General features: G+C 55.3%; 12 protein-coding genes. 8 read left to right on the top strand and 4 right to left on the bottom strand.

Features of this window, described 5'->3' with window-relative positions; translation table 11 throughout:
* Positions 1–274 precede the first annotated feature (274 nt).
* Positions 275–895: an RNA methyltransferase gene (locus LF95_RS20150; RefSeq protein WP_073957124.1), complete on the top strand. Its 621-nt coding sequence runs from the start codon at positions 275–277 to the stop codon at positions 893–895.
* 151 nt (positions 896–1,046) lie between these two features.
* Here LF95_RS20150 and LF95_RS20145 read toward each other — a convergent pair whose 3' ends face one another.
* The 3 genes from LF95_RS20145 to LF95_RS20135 all read right to left on the bottom strand — a co-directional run bounded on the left by LF95_RS20145 (position 1,047) and on the right by LF95_RS20135 (position 5,392).
* Positions 1,047–3,317, bottom strand: coding sequence for an anthranilate synthase component I (locus LF95_RS20145; protein WP_073956999.1), 2,271 nt, complete (start codon positions 3,315–3,317; stop codon positions 1,047–1,049).
* Positions 3,318–3,581: 264 nt separating this feature from the next.
* Positions 3,582–4,565, bottom strand: a complete 984-nt coding sequence (locus LF95_RS20140; protein ID WP_073956998.1) for an ion transporter — start codon at positions 4,563–4,565, stop codon at positions 3,582–3,584.
* 182 nt (positions 4,566–4,747) lie between these two features.
* The gene (locus LF95_RS20135; protein WP_073956997.1) at positions 4,748–5,392 is read right to left on the bottom strand and encodes a phosphoribosylanthranilate isomerase; all 645 of its coding nucleotides are present in this window, start codon (positions 5,390–5,392) and stop codon (positions 4,748–4,750) included.
* Positions 5,393–5,533: 141 nt separating this feature from the next.
* Between LF95_RS20135 and ubiE the strand changes: the two genes are divergently transcribed.
* From ubiE to LF95_RS20120, 3 genes are read left to right on the top strand one after another with little or no spacing between them, the layout of a single operon-like run.
* Positions 5,534–6,307, top strand: coding sequence for a bifunctional demethylmenaquinone methyltransferase/2-methoxy-6-polyprenyl-1,4-benzoquinol methylase UbiE (gene ubiE, locus LF95_RS20130; RefSeq protein WP_073957123.1), 774 nt, complete (start codon positions 5,534–5,536; stop codon positions 6,305–6,307).
* Positions 6,308–6,319: 12 nt separating this feature from the next.
* Positions 6,320–7,867: a 2-polyprenylphenol 6-hydroxylase gene (gene ubiB / locus LF95_RS20125; RefSeq protein ID WP_073956996.1), complete on the top strand. Its 1,548-nt coding sequence runs from the start codon at positions 6,320–6,322 to the stop codon at positions 7,865–7,867.
* Between the two features lie 57 nt (positions 7,868–7,924).
* Complete coding sequence (locus tag LF95_RS20120) at positions 7,925–8,362, top strand: GNAT family N-acetyltransferase (protein WP_073956995.1); 438 nt, start codon at positions 7,925–7,927, stop codon at positions 8,360–8,362.
* Between the two features lie 117 nt (positions 8,363–8,479).
* Here LF95_RS20120 and LF95_RS20115 read toward each other — a convergent pair whose 3' ends face one another.
* Complete coding sequence (locus tag LF95_RS20115) at positions 8,480–10,138, bottom strand: methyl-accepting chemotaxis protein (protein WP_073956994.1); 1,659 nt, start codon at positions 10,136–10,138, stop codon at positions 8,480–8,482.
* Positions 10,139–10,638: 500 nt separating this feature from the next.
* Between LF95_RS20115 and LF95_RS20110 the strand changes: the two genes are divergently transcribed.
* From LF95_RS20110 to LF95_RS20095, 4 genes are all read left to right on the top strand, one after another.
* Entirely contained in the window at positions 10,639–12,291 is a 1,653-nt protein-coding gene (locus tag LF95_RS20110; protein ID WP_252509846.1) for a tetratricopeptide repeat protein, read from the top strand.
* Positions 12,292–12,391: 100 nt separating this feature from the next.
* Positions 12,392–12,847 carry a hypothetical protein gene (locus tag LF95_RS20105; protein WP_073956992.1) on the top strand — a complete coding sequence of 152 codons (456 nt, stop codon included), beginning with the start codon at positions 12,392–12,394 and terminating at the stop codon, positions 12,845–12,847.
* Between the two features lie 9 nt (positions 12,848–12,856).
* Positions 12,857–14,332: a M48 family metallopeptidase gene (locus LF95_RS20100; protein WP_073956991.1), complete on the top strand. Its 1,476-nt coding sequence runs from the start codon at positions 12,857–12,859 to the stop codon at positions 14,330–14,332.
* An 83-nt stretch (positions 14,333–14,415) separates the two neighbouring features.
* Positions 14,416–16,416 (top strand): CHASE2 domain-containing protein, encoded by a 2,001-nt coding sequence (locus LF95_RS20095; protein ID WP_083607841.1) that lies wholly within the window; start codon positions 14,416–14,418, stop codon positions 16,414–16,416.
* Positions 16,417–16,533 lie beyond the last annotated feature (117 nt).

The raw sequence follows: 16,533 nt of genomic DNA, 5'->3' as shown, positions 1-16,533 counted from the left end.
ACCGGTGAAGGGCGACCTTAATCGTGATCGAGGTCGGAAATCGCGTTTTGAGACGATCAGGATCCATTCACCCAGGATTCATCATGCCGCCTTTCGCCTCTAATCCGTTTGCACACTTCCTTCATGTTGCAGAAAACACCGTATCTATCGCCCAAAGCGGCGTATTTGGCGGGGGAGTTGCTTGATACACCGGCGGCTTCGGGCTATAGCCGGGGGGCAATTTTTTATTTTGGAGTGTGTGAAAGCGCACAGGCGTGCAGCACGGAGGACTATGATGCGCGGTTATTTCGGGATCGGGATTGAGGGTGCCAGCAAGCCCTTGAATGTTGGTACGCTGTTTCGATCGGCCCATGCCTTCGGTGCCAGCTTTGCCTTTACCGTCGATGCGGATTTTCAAACAGAAGAAGCACACGCAACCGATACTTCCAAGGCGTCCGAGCAGATGCCCTATTACCACTTTCCCAACCTGGACAATATGATGCTGCCAACGGGCTGCACCCTGGTGGGGGTGGAACTGACGCCTGACGCCATCGAACTGCCCAGTTTCAAACATCCGGCGCGGGCAGCCTATGTTTTTGGACCGGAACGGGGGGATCTGTCGCCTGAAACCCAGGAACATTGCGAGTTCATCCTGAAAATCCCGATGAAATTTTGCATCAATGTCGCCATTGCCGCCAATATCGTGATGTATGACCGCCTGATCACCCTTGGCCGTTTTGCCCCGCGCCCGGTGCGCGCTGGTGGCCCGACGGAGGAAAAACCCGTGCCGTTTCATGGTCGCCAGCTTTTCCGCACCATTCGCGATAAAAAGAAAGGCAATCCTGATGCCTTCCGCCGCACCCCGCCGCCCGATTACAGCGTGGTGGATGGCACCCTTGGCGATGACGAGGACTGAGCCGAAAAAAGGATAAACGGGATAAAAAAACGACCATGCAAAGTGCCGCATGGTCGTTGGAGTGAACCACCGGGGTCTCAGGGGGGACCGGTGGTGGGGGAGGCTACTGTGTGATGCCGCTTAGCAGAATGCTAAGCGGCACATGTCTGTGTTACGCGGCTTTGTCTGCTTCATCGGTGTCACCGGTTTCATTCGTTTCTTTGCCACCAGGACGGCCCATTGGATGGCGCAACAGGTTGGCAATCATGTGCATTCCGGCTTCGCCCTGCAGTGTTAGCAGGCTTTCGGGGTGGAACTGCACCGCGCTGATGGGCAATGATTTGTGACGAATGCCCATAATCACACCATCGCTGCTTTTGGCGGTGACGATCAGGTCGGAGGGCAGGGTTTCCGGGTCGGCAAACAGTGAATGATAGCGGCCAACAACGACATTTTCCGGTAATCCGGCAAAAAGCGGGTCACTGGTTTGCAAATGCACCTTGGAGGGTTTGCCGTGCATCGGCGTATCCAACTGCCCCAGCGACCCGCCAAAAAATTCAACAATCCCTTGCAGGCCAAGGCACACGCCAAAGACAGGCAGGCCATGTGCCAGGGCCCGTTCAATATTGCCGCGCAGGCCGTAATCATCCGGTCGGCCCGGACCGGGTGATAAAAACACCAGGTCGGGTTGGAAATCATCAAACACTTCATCGGGGAAGCCGGGTCGCATGGTCAGGGTTTCAGCCCCGGTCGCACGGATATAGCTGGCAAGGTTTTGTACAAAACTATCTTCATGATCGACCAGCAAGACCCGCTTGCCAATCCCGGACCGGGTGGGGTCATCGGTATTTTGTTCGCTATCGGGTCGGGTGATGGCGTCAATCATCGCCGATGCCTTCAGCACGGTTTCGGCTTCTTCGGCGGCGGATTCTGAATCATAAAGCAAAGTTGCCCCGGCGCGGACTTCGGCAATGCCCTGTTTAAGGCGCACGGTACGCAGGGTCAGGCCGGTATTAAGGTCGCCATTGCATAATACAGCGCCAATTGCCCCGCCATACCAGGCGCGCGGGCTGCGTTCGACATTTTCAATATGGGTCATGGCCGCACGTTTGGGGGCACCGGTCACGGTGACGGCCCAGCAATGTGTCAAAAACGCATCTAACGCATCAAACCCTTCGCGAAGCCTGCCTTCCACATGGTCCACGGTGTGGATCAGGCGGGAATACATTTCAATCTGGCGGCGGCCAATAATGCGGATCGAACCGGGGTTACACACCCGGGCCTTGTCGTTGCGGTCCACATCGGTGCACATCGTCAGTTCGGATTCTTCCTTGGCCGAATTGAGAAGGGTACGGATATTTTCCGCATCCTCAATCGCATCGCGGCCACGCGCTATCGTGCCGGAAATCGGGCAGGTTTCCACCCGTTTGCCGGTGACGCGCACATACATTTCCGGTGATGCGCCAATTAAATGTTCCCCATGGCCCAGATTGATCAAAAAGCCATAAGGGGCGGGGTTGCGCCGTTTCAGGCGGCGGAAAATTTCCGACGGGGGCGTGGTGCAGGCGGTGCAAAATACCCGTGATGGTACCACTTCAAACAGCTCGCCCCGGGAAAAGCGCGGTTTGGCATCATCGACAATGGCGGCATATTCGCCCTCGGCCATATCGTTTTGGGCAACATGGTTGGCCCCGCGCGACGGCGGATGGGCGGCACCTTTGCGGGCTAGGCCCTGCGTGCTTTGGGTGCTTTCGCCGCTGGAAATGGTGAAGTCATAATCCAGGCGCACGGCACGGCGGGCGGCATGATCCACGGTGATAATGCTGTCGGGCAGGTAAAGATGCAGGTCCTTATGGTCGCTGGGACGGTCCTGTTTTAGGGCGATCTGTTCAAATTGCAGGGCCAGGTCATAGCCAAAGCTGCCATATAGCCCCAACCGTTCGTCGCCCGCATGGGCAAACAGGTCGCGCAAAATACGCACCACCGAAAACAGGCTGGGTTGCTGGCTGCGTTCTTCCTCGGCAAACCATTTGGCGGGTTGACCAACGGTGCCAAAAATACCCTCATCGCCCAGGGTCAGCCCTTCTATATGGGGGTGATTTTCCAAAATCGGGGCAATGGCGGGCAGCAATACCTGACCGCGTTCATTTAGCGCATGAATCGCAAAACCACGGTCCCGCCCGGTCAGTTCCAGCGGTGGTTGGGCAAACCCCATATCCCACCGTGAATAACGCCCGGGAAATTCATAGGACGAAGACAGCAAAACACCCTTTGCCGCATCCAGGCTGTCAATCAGCCCGGCGGTGGCGTTTTCATAAACAATCTCGGTCTGTCGGCGCGAAACCTGGATGCCGCCATTGGTGACATAGTGATAATCGCGGGGGACTTCATCATCCTGATGCGATGGTTGCGACAGGCGGGTGGGCTGGGTCGGGGTGGTCACGGGTCGTCTCCTGTTGTGGGGCACTGCCACAGACGGAGATCGTTTTTCAGAAAGACATGGAAGATGACTGAAAACAAAAAACCGCCTGCAAAATCAGGCGGCCGGTAAAATGATCAAGACATGGGTTGGCCGCCCGCTTTAAGCGCGCCACCACCAACGATTTGCAATGCGGTTTGGGGTCATGTCCTGTGTTTTCATGGGCAAACTATGCGCGGGCTTTTTTATAACGTCAAGGCTTTTGAACCCGTTATTGCAAAAAGCCGTTTAACGGTTGCGTGAACGGTCCGAGACCTCGATGCGCAGTGGCTTGCGGCAATGCGGGCAAAACAGCGTGTCATCCACGATATGCCCACGATGGACTTCGCGCACATCATTAATAATCATTTCCGCCTGTTCATCGGTCAGGCCCAGTTCTTCCTGGTGGTCTTGCAGGCGGGCGCGCATGGCATCGGTTAGATGCAGCCCGCCCTGCATATGCTGGGTGGCGGTCTGGCGATAGGTTTCCTCGCGGCGGCGCAATTCGCTGCTAAAGGCCGATGCCAAAATACCGGCCGGCACGGCAACCATGCCAATACCGCTAAGGGCGATGAGGGCAGCCAGTACTTTGCCCCCCACCGTAACGGGCACGACATCGCCATAGCCCACGGTCGATAGGGTAATGATCGACCAGTACAGGGCTTTGGGCAAATTACCGAATGTTTCGGGCTGCACCTGATGTTCAAGCAAATACATCGCCCCGGAACTGAAAATAAGAAAGCAGGCCAGCCCGGTACCGGCGGCTCCCAACATGCCTAGTTGCTGGCGCAGAACCGTTGTCAGCAGGTCCATCCCGTGGGAATAGCGGGTAAATTTCAACAGGCGCAGCAGCCGCATAATTCGGATGAAACGCAAATCGATGCTGGTCAGCAACAGCAGAAAAACCGGTAAAATCGAGATCAGATCAACCAGGGCCATCGGGCTTGCGATATAGCGCAGGCGCCCGAACCGCCCGGTAAAACGGTCGTCCTCCGGCGCGCTCCAGATCCTGAGCAGATATTCAACGGTAAAGGCTGTGGTGCAGATAATTTCAATGCCCCAAAACCAGTCGACATGGTTGCGGGCAAAGGGTTCGACTGTATCCAGCATTACCGATGCCACATTGATCACAATCAGCAGCGACAACGCCACATGCACCACCATCGTTACTGGTTCATTGCGCACTTTGGCGCGCAAAATATCTGAACAACGTTGGCGCAAAGGCGCATTCATGCAGCAAGGCTCCGTCTATGGCATTGATGCCGCATCAAAAATGCGATCAGGATGTCAGGATGGAAGTGGTTACTTGAGAAAACAATAATTTATTAATGATCGCAATCATCGCGGGATGATATCAACAAAAAACCGCCCCCGGACATCTGCAGGTCAAGGGGCGGTTTTATCTGCTTTGGCCATCAATATCCTTTGGCTGCCCGGATGAAGGCATTGATCTTGCGCGCATCCTTCACGCCGCGGGTGCGTTCCACCCCGGATGAAACATCGACCCACGGCGCCTTGGAAATTTCAACCGCTTCGGCCACATTATTGGGATCAAGGCCGCCTGCCAGCATCCAGTTGCTTTGCCAGTCGCGCCCGGCCAGAAGCGTCCAGTCAAAGCTAACGGCATTGCCGCCGGGCAGGGTGCTGTCTTTGGGCGGTTTGGCATCAAACAGCAGGAAGTCGGCCACGCCGTCATAGGTTTCAGCCGCGCGGTCCAGGTCTTCTGCGGTGCTAACGGAAATTGCCTTCATCACGCGCAGGCCCAAAACATCCTGCACTTCTTTGACACGGTCTGGTGTTTCGCTGCCATGAAGCTGGATCACGTCCAAGTGGCCGGCCTTTACCGCATTGGCGATGGCTTCATTGCCCGCATCGACAAACAGGCCAACTTTCAAAATACTGTCGGGCACACGTTCGGTCAGGGTGGCGGCACCTTTTAGGGAAATGTGCCGGGGGCTGGGTGGGAAAAATACATAACCCAGGGCATCCGCCCCGGCACTCATGGCTGCAATAACAGCGTCTTCGCTATTGATTCCGCATATTTTGACCATACAGCTCATGGCAGATCCTGTTTGTGATGATTTTATGTAGCAAGGTAACGTTATTTTTCCTTAGCAGAAACATCCGCCCTTCAACAGGATATTTCTAAAAACTGCTGCTTTACACTGGCGGGCGGGCGGTTGCTGCGCTATTTTCCCGCCATGAGCAAGCATCAAGGCCCAGCCGCGGGCGAAACCGGCGAAAAAACAACCCACTTTGGTTTCCGCGATGTGCCGGAAAACCAAAAGGCATCCATGGTGCGCGAGGTGTTTGACACGGTCGCGTCCAAATATGATGTGATGAACGATCTGATGAGCGGTGGCATCCATCGCTTGTGGAAAGACAGTTTTATCAATGAACTCAAACCGCGCCCCGACATGCACCTGATCGATGTGGCCGGTGGCACGGGCGATATTGCCTTTCGGTTCCTGAAAAATGGCGGTGGTGCCGTTACGGTGTGTGACATCAATTATGAAATGTTGCATGTGGGTCGGGACCGTGCGGCCAATCATGGCCTGCTTAAAAATATCGACTGGATGGTGGGCGATGCGCAGAAATTGCCGCTGCCCGATCAGTCGATGGATGCCTATACCATTGCCTTTGGCATTCGCAATGTTACCCGCATTCAGGAAGCCTTGAACGAAGCCTACCGGGTGCTCAAACCGGGCGGGCGGTTCCTGTGCCTTGAATTTTCCAAGGTTGTCGTGCCGGGCTTTGATAAAATTTATGATCTCTATTCGTTCAAGCTGCTGCCTGAAATTGGCCGGTTTGTTGCGGGCAACCGTGAAGCTTACCAGTATCTGGCCGAAAGTATTCGCCAGTTTCCTGACCAGGAAACTTTTGCCAGCATGATCCGCGAAGCGGGCTTTGGCCGGGTGCGCTATCGTAATTTGTCCGGCGGAATTGCCGCCATTCATTCCGGCTGGCGAATCTGAGGTTTTGGTCAAATGATTCGCTTTGTTCGTAACAGTTTCCGCCTGATCGGCATGGCGCGAACTTTGGCGCGGCATGATGCCCTATTTCCGCTTGATCTGGTGCCGGGCGGTAAATTTCTGGCGGCCCTGGCCCGGTTAACGGCCCCGTTTTCGGGGGGCTCCAGCCTGCCACCGGGCAAAAGGCTGGCCCGTGCGCTCGAGGAACTGGGCCCGGCCTTTATCAAGCTGGGGCAAACCCTTGCCACCCGTGCTGATCTGATTGGCGAGGATGTCGCAACGGACCTTTCCTCGCTTCAGGACCGGTTGCCGCCTTTTTCAGCTGACATTGCCAAACGTCTGATTTCCCGGCAACTTGAGGCACCCTTTGCCGATCTGTTTGCCGAATTTGACGAAAAACCGGTGGCCGCCGCCTCGATTGCGCAGGTGCATTTCGCCACAACACCTGATGGTCGCGAGGTTGCGGTTAAGGTGCTGCGCCCCGATATCGAAAGGCGTTTTGGCCGGGATCTGGACCTGTTTTACTGGGTTGCGGAAATTGTTGAATGGACGCAACCGCGTTTGCGCCGCCTAAAACCGGTTGAAACCATCAAAACGCTGGAAGACAGCGTTAAAATGGAAATGGATTTTCGCTTCGAGGCGGCAGCCGCATCAGAATTTCGCGAAAACTTCCAGGATGATCCGACCTATTATATCCCGGAAATTGATTGGGAACGGACTGCCCAGCATGTTCTGACAATGGAACGGGTGCGTGGTGTGCGTATCGACAATGTCGAGGCGCTCGATAATATGGGCATCAATCGCACCGAATTGCTGGCAAAGGCGGCGGCTGCTTTTTTCCAGCAGGTTTTCCGCGACGGTTTTTTTCATGCCGATATGCACCCGGGCAACCTTTTTGTCGATGATAGCGGCCGTGTCAGCGTGGTTGATTTCGGCATTATGGGCCGGGTGGACCGGCAAACACGGCTTTATCTGGCCGAAATGCTGCTGGGCTTTTTGACCCGTGATTATCGCCGGGTGGCCGAAATCCATTTTGAGGCCGGTTATGTGCCGCGCCATCAGTCGCTTGAAAATTTCCAGCAGGTGTGCCGGTCGATTGGCGAGCCGATTTTGGGCAAGGAACTGGCCGATATTTCGGTTGGGCGTTTGCTGGGCCAGTTGTTTCAGGTTACGGAAACCTTTGGCATGGAAACTCAGCCCCAGCTTTTGATGCTGCAAAAAACCATGATTGTGGCCGAAGGGTTGTCGCGTATTCTTAATCCCAATGAAAATATGTGGAACCTGTCGCGCCCGTTAATCGAAGAATGGATGCGCGATAATTTGGGCCCCGAAGCCAAAATAGCCGAGGCCACCCGCCAGGCGGGCAGCATGTTGCGCCGTCTTCCCCGTGTGATTGAGGCGGCAGAACGCGCATCGGGAGTGTTAACCGAACAGGGCCTGAAACTGCATCCTGATACGGTGGCGTCCATGCGCCGCCGTGGCAAGGGGGGGGGCGTACCCCTAAATGGCCTGCTGTTATGGGCGGCAGTTATTGGTCTTGCGGTGGCGCTGGTTTTGAAATAGGGCGTGTGCGTAAAGTGGGTTTTATGTGCCGTCTAAAAACAGGTACAGGACAGCTTTATGGAAAATGCTTCTCAGATCGAAATCACCTGCGACCGGGATCGTGTCGATATTGATTACTGCTACGGCTTTATCGGCAAGGCTTACTGGGCCATGAACCGTTCACGCGGTGAATTTGAAAATGCGGTGCAAAAGTCGCTGTGCGCCAGTGCCTTTTGCGACGGACGACAGGTTGGTTTTGCCCGCGTTGTTACCGACAACATCGCTGTGGGGTATGTCGCGGATGTTTTTGTTGATGAGCATTATCGCCGTCGCGGCATTGCCCTGAAACTGGTTGCCGCCCTGCATGAGCACCCGGATATGCAACGTGTGCGCCGCTGGTTGCTTGCCACCCGGGACATGCAGCCGGTTTATCGAAAGCTGGGCTATGTCGAACTTGATGAAACCTTGATGATGCGCATCAACGATGCCGCTGCAACGCATCCGCCCTTGCGCTAACGCTTTTGGGGCGGTTGCCTTGTATTTTGCCAATCGTATGCTGAATGTTTAAAGGCACCCCGTTTTATCCAGGGTGCCTTTAATTGTGTTTGTTACCGGCTGTTTTGCGGGTAACGGTCAGCTTTCGCGTACATCGCGCAGGAAATTGCTGACCTCGCTGCGCAACGTGCCCGATTGCGAGCCCAGTTTTTCCGACGCATCCAGAACCTGCCGCGCGGCCTGCCCGGTCTGGCTGGCGGCATCCTGCATTTCCCGGATATGGGCGGTGACTTCCTGGGTGCTGCTCACGGCCTGCTGGACGGAGTTGGAAATTTCGTTGGTCGCACTGCCCTGTTGTTGCACGGCAGCGGCAACCTCGGCCGAAATTTCATTTAGGTCATGGATAATGCGGGTGATGCCGTCAATGGCGCTAACAGTATCCTGTGTCGAGCCTTGGATGCCCGAAATCTGGGCGGAAATATCCTCGGTCGCGCGGGCTGTCTGGTTGGCAAGGTTTTTAACCTCGTTGGCAACCACGGCAAAACCCTTGCCGGCATCGCCCGCACGGGCGGCTTCGATGGTGGCATTCAGGGCCAAAAGGTTGGTTTGTTCGGCAATGGCCTGAATGATTTGCACCACTTCACCCACCTTTTGTGCCGAAACATCAAGGCCCTGCACCATTTCGTTGGCACGGTTGGCTTCGGTTGCAGCACGTTCGGTAATGTTGGAGGTGTCATTTACCCGCGTGCTGATTTCCTGGATAGAACGTGCCAGTTCCTCGGCAGCATTGGCCACGGTTTCAACACTGCGGTTGGCCTGGTCTACGGCGGCGACCACGGCTTGTGACCCGGCTTCGTTCTGGTGGACGGCTGCCACCATGCTTTGTGCCACCTGCTGCATTTCGTTGGATGCCCCCGAAACGCCGTCGACCACACCCAGAACCGTATGTTCAAACCGCCCGGCCAGGCTGTGCATTGCCTCCTGGCGTTGCTGTTCGGCGCGCTGGCGTTCATTTTCGCGTTCGCGGTCCAACTGGCTGACACGGATGGCATTTTTCTTGAATACTTCGACCGATCCGGCCATTTCGCCAATTTCATCGCGGCGTTGCAGGCCGGGAATGTCAATTTGCAGGTTGCCATGTGCCAGTTCGGTCATGACCGCATTTATTTTACGCAAGGGGATCAGGATCTGACCGCGCAGAACAAACCATGTCGCCCCAAGTAAAACAATCAGAATGATTGCCGCGAGGGCCAACTGCATGACCACCGCTTTTGTTACCGATGCCCGGACATTTTCCAGGCTCCAGGCGGTCAACAGCATGCCGCGATAAACGTCTTCGTCCTTGCGTTTGGAATATTTGGTAATTGGGGCGGCCACAATTACCGCGCCATCAGTGACAAAGCTGACAACTTCCTTATTTTCCAATTTGGGCAGGTGCGGTTCGATCAGAGCCTTCAGGTCATAGGTCTGCATGTTTTCGGCTTGGAACTGGGCAATATTGGTGCCATCCGGCATGTTGGTTTGCAAGCTGGCCAATTCACTGTCTGCGCTGTCTGACAGCTTGCGAAATTCCTTTTCAATCGAATTGGCATCCATCGCAATGAAGCCCGCCTGAACGGCAGTGGACAGCATTTCGGTTTTTTTGACGGATTCACGATACATCAAATCGATCATGGCATCGCGCTGCGATACCGCCTGGATGCTCATCATTGCGGCAAATCCCACTACCAGCAATGCGACAAGCACCACAATCACTTTACGTCCGACAGATGCGCCGGACTTTCCCTTTGCGGCCATAGATGTCTCCCGGTCCATTAAGCCTTATCTGTTTTTGTTTCCTCCCGGCCGGTATCAGATCATGCCGGTTGTTTTTTTCCGGTTCAGACCTGCCTTCCGGGGTCCCTTTTTTTGTTGCCCCTGTTGTCGGGGCTTTTGTGTTTGCCAGTCGTCAAACCGGCCTGCGAACAGGCAAGTCGCATCCTTTCGGATCGCGCGCCAGTTGCATATTCTCTCACCCTTGTGAATAAGGCTATCCGAAGGCCTCAAATAACTGAACTGTTTAAAACGAACTTTCCGAAAATAGTTTGAAAGGCGGCTCTGGGGCGATTTTGCCCTGAAATTCAGGCTCTGCACCGATACTTATTCGGCAAAACCGACCTGGTGTGTTGGTGCGGGCGAATCGGTACAGTGCTTTTTGTCTTGTTATCCCGTTTGCGTTGCGCGCCAGACCGGGTATTTTGTCCCGGTTGAAAATCGATGGGGGAAGCCGGGGCACCGGTGTGACGGGGAATTGGGGAATGGCGAAATCTAAATCAAAGGCCCGCAAGCTTATGCGGGATCAGGTGAAGTCGGCTGGTGGTTCGTCTGGTTCGTCTGGTGCATCAGGTGCATTAGATATTGAGGCTACGGCATCGACATCTGCGGCCAATCCTCCGCCTGGAGAAAATGGCGCGATACCATCGCCTGTGCCATTGTCCGTGCCATCGTCTGATCACGAGAACGCAGCCCCGGTGCCCGATGCAGTGGCAACCCCAACGTCTCCTCCTCCGCGTAAATTGACGGTGCATCGTACCGGTGCGGCGGGCGATAATCTGTTTGCCCGTGCCGTGGCCGCGCATCGTGCCGGCCGGCTGGAGGAAGCGATTACCCTCTATGGTGCGATTTTGCGTACCCGCCCGGACCAGCCTGATATTTTGAACAATCTGGGTGTGGCCCTGCGCCGCACCAAACAGTTCGATGCGGCGATGGTGGCCTATCGTCGCTCTGCTGCCTTGCGGCCCGATAATGCCGGGCTTTGGTCCAATATGGGCAATTGCCTGCGCGAAATGATGCGCTTTGACGAAGCCCGCCAGGCCCATGAGCAATCGCTGGCGCGCGATGATCATGACAAATCCCACCTGTTTAATGCCGGGCTGGTTTATCGTGACCTTAACCGCTTTGCCGAGGCGATAGAATATTTTGACAAGGCACTCGCCATCGACCCCGATTATACCGAGGCCCTGTGGGACCGCTCGCTGGCTTATCTGGCACTAGGCCATTATGAAGCGGGCTGGAAAGCCTACGAGGTCCGTCGCCGTCTGGCTGATAACCCCATACGCCCGCTTCCCGATGCGGTGGAATGGGATGGCAAAGCGGATTTGCGGGGCAAAACCCTGCTTTTGCGTGCTGAACAGGGCTTTGGCGATATGATCCAGTTTGCCCGTTTCATTCCGCTGGTGGCCAAAAGGGCTGCCCATGTGATTGTGGAATGCCGCAAGGAAATGCTGGGCATTATGCAAACCGTGCCCGGGGTGGGCCAGGTGATTGAAAAGGGCGTCAGACCGCCAAAATTTGACCTTCATGCCCCGCTTCTTAGTTTGCCTTATCTGCTTAATATCGGTGCGCAGGAACTGTTTCAGGCGTCTGCCAGCCCCTATATCACGCCGCCGCGCAAAATGGCGCTGAGCGGTATTGCGGGGGATGTCGTATTAAAGGTTGGCATTATTTGGGCGGGCAAACTGAACCCGCGGGATCGCTCCTGCCCGCTGGAAAAATTCATGGGATTGATGGGGCTTCCCGGCGCGGCCTTTTTCAGTTTCCAGATTGATGATCGCCGCGCCGATATTGCCCGCTTGGGGGCCTCGGCCTTTATTCACGATCTGGGCGACCGGATTGGTGATTTTGGCGACAGCGCCGCCCTGATGGCTGAAATGGACCTGATTGTCACCATCGATAGCGCGCCAGCCCATCTTGCCGGGGCCCTGGGGCTGCCGGTCTGGATGTTGCAGCTTTTCACCACCGACTGGCGCTGGATGGTGGATCGGGCCGACAGCCCCTGGTACCCCACCATGCGCATCTATCGCCAGCAACAGCCCAATAACTGGGATGCCCCTTTTGCCGCCCTGAAACAGGATTTTGAGAACCTGCTGGTAGCACGGAAAACGCGGGGAATAGCCACGCCTAATGGTTAGGGAGAACTCTGCGAACGGATAGTATGAAATAGTCAAAAATTGATGCAAAAATTGAAGAAGGCCGCATTTGGGACTGCGGCCTTAGGATTTGGGGGACTGCATGAATAAATCTGTTACCGGTTTTCTGCCGGGTGGGCGCGTATTGCGTGCCAAGATGAAATTTGGGGCGGCTGTGGCCTGTTTCGTCGGGGGCATTTTTTGCCTTTCTGTACCGGCTTATGCTGCGGGAAGCGTCCGTTCTGCCGTCGAAGTTCAAATGCCGATGCTGGATGTGGACCTGTATGATGCGCCAGGGCGCAATCGCAATATGGTCAAATCCATTCCCGGTAGCGAATTTCCGGCCGAGGTGGAGTATATCGGTACTGAAGTTTCCGCCGGGCGGATGCACCATATTCGCTTGGACAATCAGCCGGGTGATTACTGGGTTGATGGCAACGAAGTCTGGATTTCCGCCTATGACGGCGTGATCGAGGTTTTTTGTGATGCCGATGTGACCCGGGCACTGGGGAATACCGGACGGGGTGCAGGCGGTCGTTCGACCTGTCGCAAGAAATAGGGCAGGGACATGATGAAAAAATTCAAATGGGCATTGCCTGGTGCGGCGATGCTGTTTTTGGCAGGGTGCGTTACCAACCAGACGGGTATTAATCTGCCCTTATGGTCCAGCATTCCGGACGATGCCAAATATATCGATCGTGTCAAGCTGCCTGCTGCCAAAACCGACACCGCCGAGGGCTTGAAAAAGGCCCGCATCAAGGTGATGGCATCTTCGGTCGGTATTGCCGATTTCCCCGAATTACAGGCTTATGCCCAATCGGTTCTGGATCGCATCATTAAGGGGGCGCCTGCCGGGGCCCCCAAGGCGCGCGTTTATTTGCTGGCAAATGCCGGGCCAGGTGCGATGGCCGTGCCCGAAGGGGCGATTTACATTCATTTTTCCGCCTTCCAGTATTTGCAATCCGAAGACCAGCTGGCGTTTTTGCTGGCGCATGAATACAGCCATGTCGCCTTGCAACATTCGCCGGATAATCTGTTGCGGTCTTTGCGGCCCTATCTTGTGACGGCAATGGATTTTGCCGTGTCGCGCGCGGGTGGTGATGACCAGCTTCGCAAATCGTTTCAGCTTTATGGCAGCGATATTGTTTCGCGCGATATTCTGTTGCCGGTCTGGGACCGGGCGGCTGAAAAGGAAGCCGACTTTCTCGGCCTCGATCTGATGACAAAGGCGGGGTATAATCCGTCAGAATCTCTTCGTTTTCTGGCTATTGTCGGCAAATATGACGACAGCTTTGAACGCTTGCATCTGTCGACACGCAATCAGCTTGAAAAGCAGCTGTCCGCCCAGTTCCAGTCAAATAGCGACAGTCCGTTATGGAATAAATTCATCGGCGAGTTTCGCAATGCGATTGGCAAAATTCAGGACCAGCTTGCCAGCCGCCATGAAGATGCACAGGACCGTATGGTGGCCCTGGTGGGCTATATGAAACGCGAATACCCGATGGAACGCCGCCGTCCCATCAATAATGCCTTTTATATGCGTACCGTGGATGGCAATGCCGACCTGCTGGATCATTATATTGCGGCCCATCGTGTGGTCTCGGAATTACAGCAAGCGGAATTCGAGAAAGGCTACAAGGTCAATTTCCGCAAACTTGAAACCCTTGCCCGTTCTGCGGTGAGTGGTGAAACCTCTGATCATGCCTATACCCGCTATGCGTTTTCCAAATTGCGGGCCTATCAGGGAAAATATGATCTGGCACTGAAGAATATCGATCTCGTCTCCCCGCCCGAGGCAGGCGATATTCTGCCGTTCCAACTGGCCCTGGAACGGGCGGAACTGCAAAAACAGGTTGGCCGGAAAAAGCAGGCCATCGAGGGAATGGAAGTGGCCGCCGCCCATTACGACTGGCCGGTCGAGGCCTATCATTTCCTGATACCGATACTGACCCGCGAGGGGGAAAAAGGCCGGGTGAACGAGCTTAAAGTCGGCTGTGTTGCCCGTTACCCGCAGCAGCGCGAGCTTTGTTCTATCGAAAACTAGGCTGTGTTGACCAAACCGGCGAAGGGGCCTTTAGAGCAACCCCTTCACCGTGTCCTCGTGCGCCAAAACGATAGGTAAAATCAATGTCGATAGATGACCCGTCCGGGCGGGGGCAAACAATGGTGTCCGACGATACCCCCCAGCAAAGGCCGCTCCGGCAACGGGGCAAGGCCGGGCCGGGCTTGGCCTATTTGAACTGGGCGGCGATTACCTTTCTGTTGGCCGGGCTGATTGTCTTTTTTCAGCCCGAGGAATTCACCGAGCCGGTAGATGAATACAGCTATCAGCTTTTTAACCGGCTGTTCGGGTCGGCGGTTTATGACGCCCCTCATAAAGACGATATTGGCATTGTTCTGTTTGATCAGAAATCGATGTACGACCTTGATACAAGCTGGCCGCCGGTTTTTATGGTTCATGGCATGGTTTTGCGGTCTTTTCTGCGGAAAAATGCGCCGTTGCCCTTGGCGGTTTTTATCGACTTTACCCTGCAGGATGCGCGCAATACCGAAGTGACCATCTCGGTTGATAAATATAAACCGCCGCAATTTACCATGCGGGACGACACGCTTGACGAGCTTGTCCGGACCGTTGATGGCTATCGCAGGCTGGGCATTCCCGTTTATATCACTGCCGGGCGGCATGATGATGATCGCTTTCCCGAAGTGCTGGCAGATTTGAGAGGCAAGGTCAAACTGGTTGCCGGGTGGGGCGATGCCCGCAGCAGTGCTGATATTCGCGGTCTGAATTACGCCCTTTTTCCCAACCGCCCCGGTATGGCGGACGATGCGGATCCGGCATCACAGGACAAGGAAGTGAAGGCAGCCCGACAGGCCGACTATTACCCGGCTGCTGCCTTGCAGATCTATCTGGATCTGTGTGCCCGCCGTGCCGAGGCTATTGCGCGGGGAGAATTGGAGACGTCGGCTTTTGCCGGTCGCAACTGGAATTGCGACAAAGCCCTGGCGGGGGACGTTCCTGCCCCTTCGGACATGGCGGTTTGGCAGCAGCGAAACCTGGATTTGTGGCGCGGTTATGCGCAGGAACGGCCGATGAATTTGGTTTGGCCAGATCACCAGCCTGATTATGCCGGTTGGCCGGTTTTGCAATCCGTTTACAGGAAAGACGACGGAACCGAGGTTATCCGCGATCATTTTCCGACAAAATGCCCTGCCGGTCGGGAAAAGGATTTCTCCTTTCTGGTGGGACTGGTTTACGACTTTGTCGTCAAAACGATGCTGGGGCATCGCGGCGATGCCAATTTCTGTGGTCCGTTTGATACGGTAAGTGCAGGCCAGGCGCAAAAAGGCACCCCCGATGCTGAAGACAGCTGGATCGGTCAACTGGGGGGCCGGGTGATTATGTACAGTTTTAACCTGCAGGGCCTGCAGGACATCGTGCACCCGCCAACGGTTGAAGCCGATATTGCCGGGGTGAATGTGCATGCAATGGCGCTGGAAAACCTGTTGCATTTTGGCCCGGCCTATTTGTCCGGTACCGCCAGGACCGATACCATCCAACCGCTGGGCACGCTTAATTCCAATAATCTTGAATTACTGACGATGCTGGGGCTGTTTTTGATCCGTCTGGTATTTCTTGTGTTGGTGCGTTTTTTCGGTGGCAAAACGGATGTGGAGCAGGAGGGCGATGCTTCAGTTCGTAATGGCGGTGCGGACGCGACAGATGAAAAAATCTGCACCTTAACGGACGGGGCGATGCTGTATTATCGCACGGTGCTGCTTGATCTGCGGGACTGGGGGCGCAAGCTGCCGGGGCGATTGATGAGTTTTTCGCGCGAAACGATTGATACGGTCGAACAAAAACGGGTGCCGGTTTTTGTGTTTCTGGTGGTGGAAGCCCTAGTGGTCGTCGCGTTTGTGTTTGCCGTGGCTTTTTGGCTGGAATTTAGTGTTTTACGCATTGCGCCGTCCAACTGGCTGTCGATCCTGGGTCTCGCCGGTTTGACCTATCCGGTTTATATTCGCGCCCTGTTTGCACAATCTGTCCGAACCGGGCACCGACCTTCGCGCCAGGAGGCAGAAGATGCTGCGGCCAGAGTTGAAAATGCCTCCCGGACGGGGGATTGAGAAAATTCCGCTTTAAATGCCCTATCCACAATTCCGAAGGCTTGTGTTTCAATCAGACAAGGCGTAGGAAAGCGCCTTGTCATTTTTGGGTGTTTGCCTGGCCATGTGCGCCAAGGG

Source organism: Thalassospira sp. TSL5-1 (assembly GCF_001907695.1).
Lineage (GTDB): Bacteria > Pseudomonadota > Alphaproteobacteria > Rhodospirillales > Thalassospiraceae > Thalassospira.
The sequence above is the reverse complement of the archived record's forward strand: the minus strand, read 5'-3'. Positions and strand labels throughout refer to the sequence as shown.

Coding starts and splice junctions, on each gene's coding strand:
- LF95_RS20150 (WP_073957124.1), top strand. CDS start 275: ATGCGCGGTTATTTCGGGATCGGGATTGAGGGTGCCAGCAAGCCCTTG.
- LF95_RS20140 (WP_073956998.1), bottom strand. CDS start 4,565: ATGAATGCGCCTTTGCGCCAACGTTGTTCAGATATTTTGCGCGCCAAA.
- LF95_RS20135 (WP_073956997.1), bottom strand. CDS start 5,392: ATGAGCTGTATGGTCAAAATATGCGGAATCAATAGCGAAGACGCTGTT.
- ubiE (WP_073957123.1), top strand. CDS start 5,534: ATGAGCAAGCATCAAGGCCCAGCCGCGGGCGAAACCGGCGAAAAAACA.
- ubiB (WP_073956996.1), top strand. CDS start 6,320: ATGATTCGCTTTGTTCGTAACAGTTTCCGCCTGATCGGCATGGCGCGA.
- LF95_RS20120 (WP_073956995.1), top strand. CDS start 7,925: ATGGAAAATGCTTCTCAGATCGAAATCACCTGCGACCGGGATCGTGTC.
- LF95_RS20115 (WP_073956994.1), bottom strand. CDS start 10,138: ATGGCCGCAAAGGGAAAGTCCGGCGCATCTGTCGGACGTAAAGTGATT.
- LF95_RS20110 (WP_252509846.1), top strand. CDS start 10,639: ATGGCGAAATCTAAATCAAAGGCCCGCAAGCTTATGCGGGATCAGGTG.
- LF95_RS20105 (WP_073956992.1), top strand. CDS start 12,392: ATGAATAAATCTGTTACCGGTTTTCTGCCGGGTGGGCGCGTATTGCGT.
- LF95_RS20100 (WP_073956991.1), top strand. CDS start 12,857: ATGATGAAAAAATTCAAATGGGCATTGCCTGGTGCGGCGATGCTGTTT.
- LF95_RS20095 (WP_083607841.1), top strand. CDS start 14,416: ATGTCGATAGATGACCCGTCCGGGCGGGGGCAAACAATGGTGTCCGAC.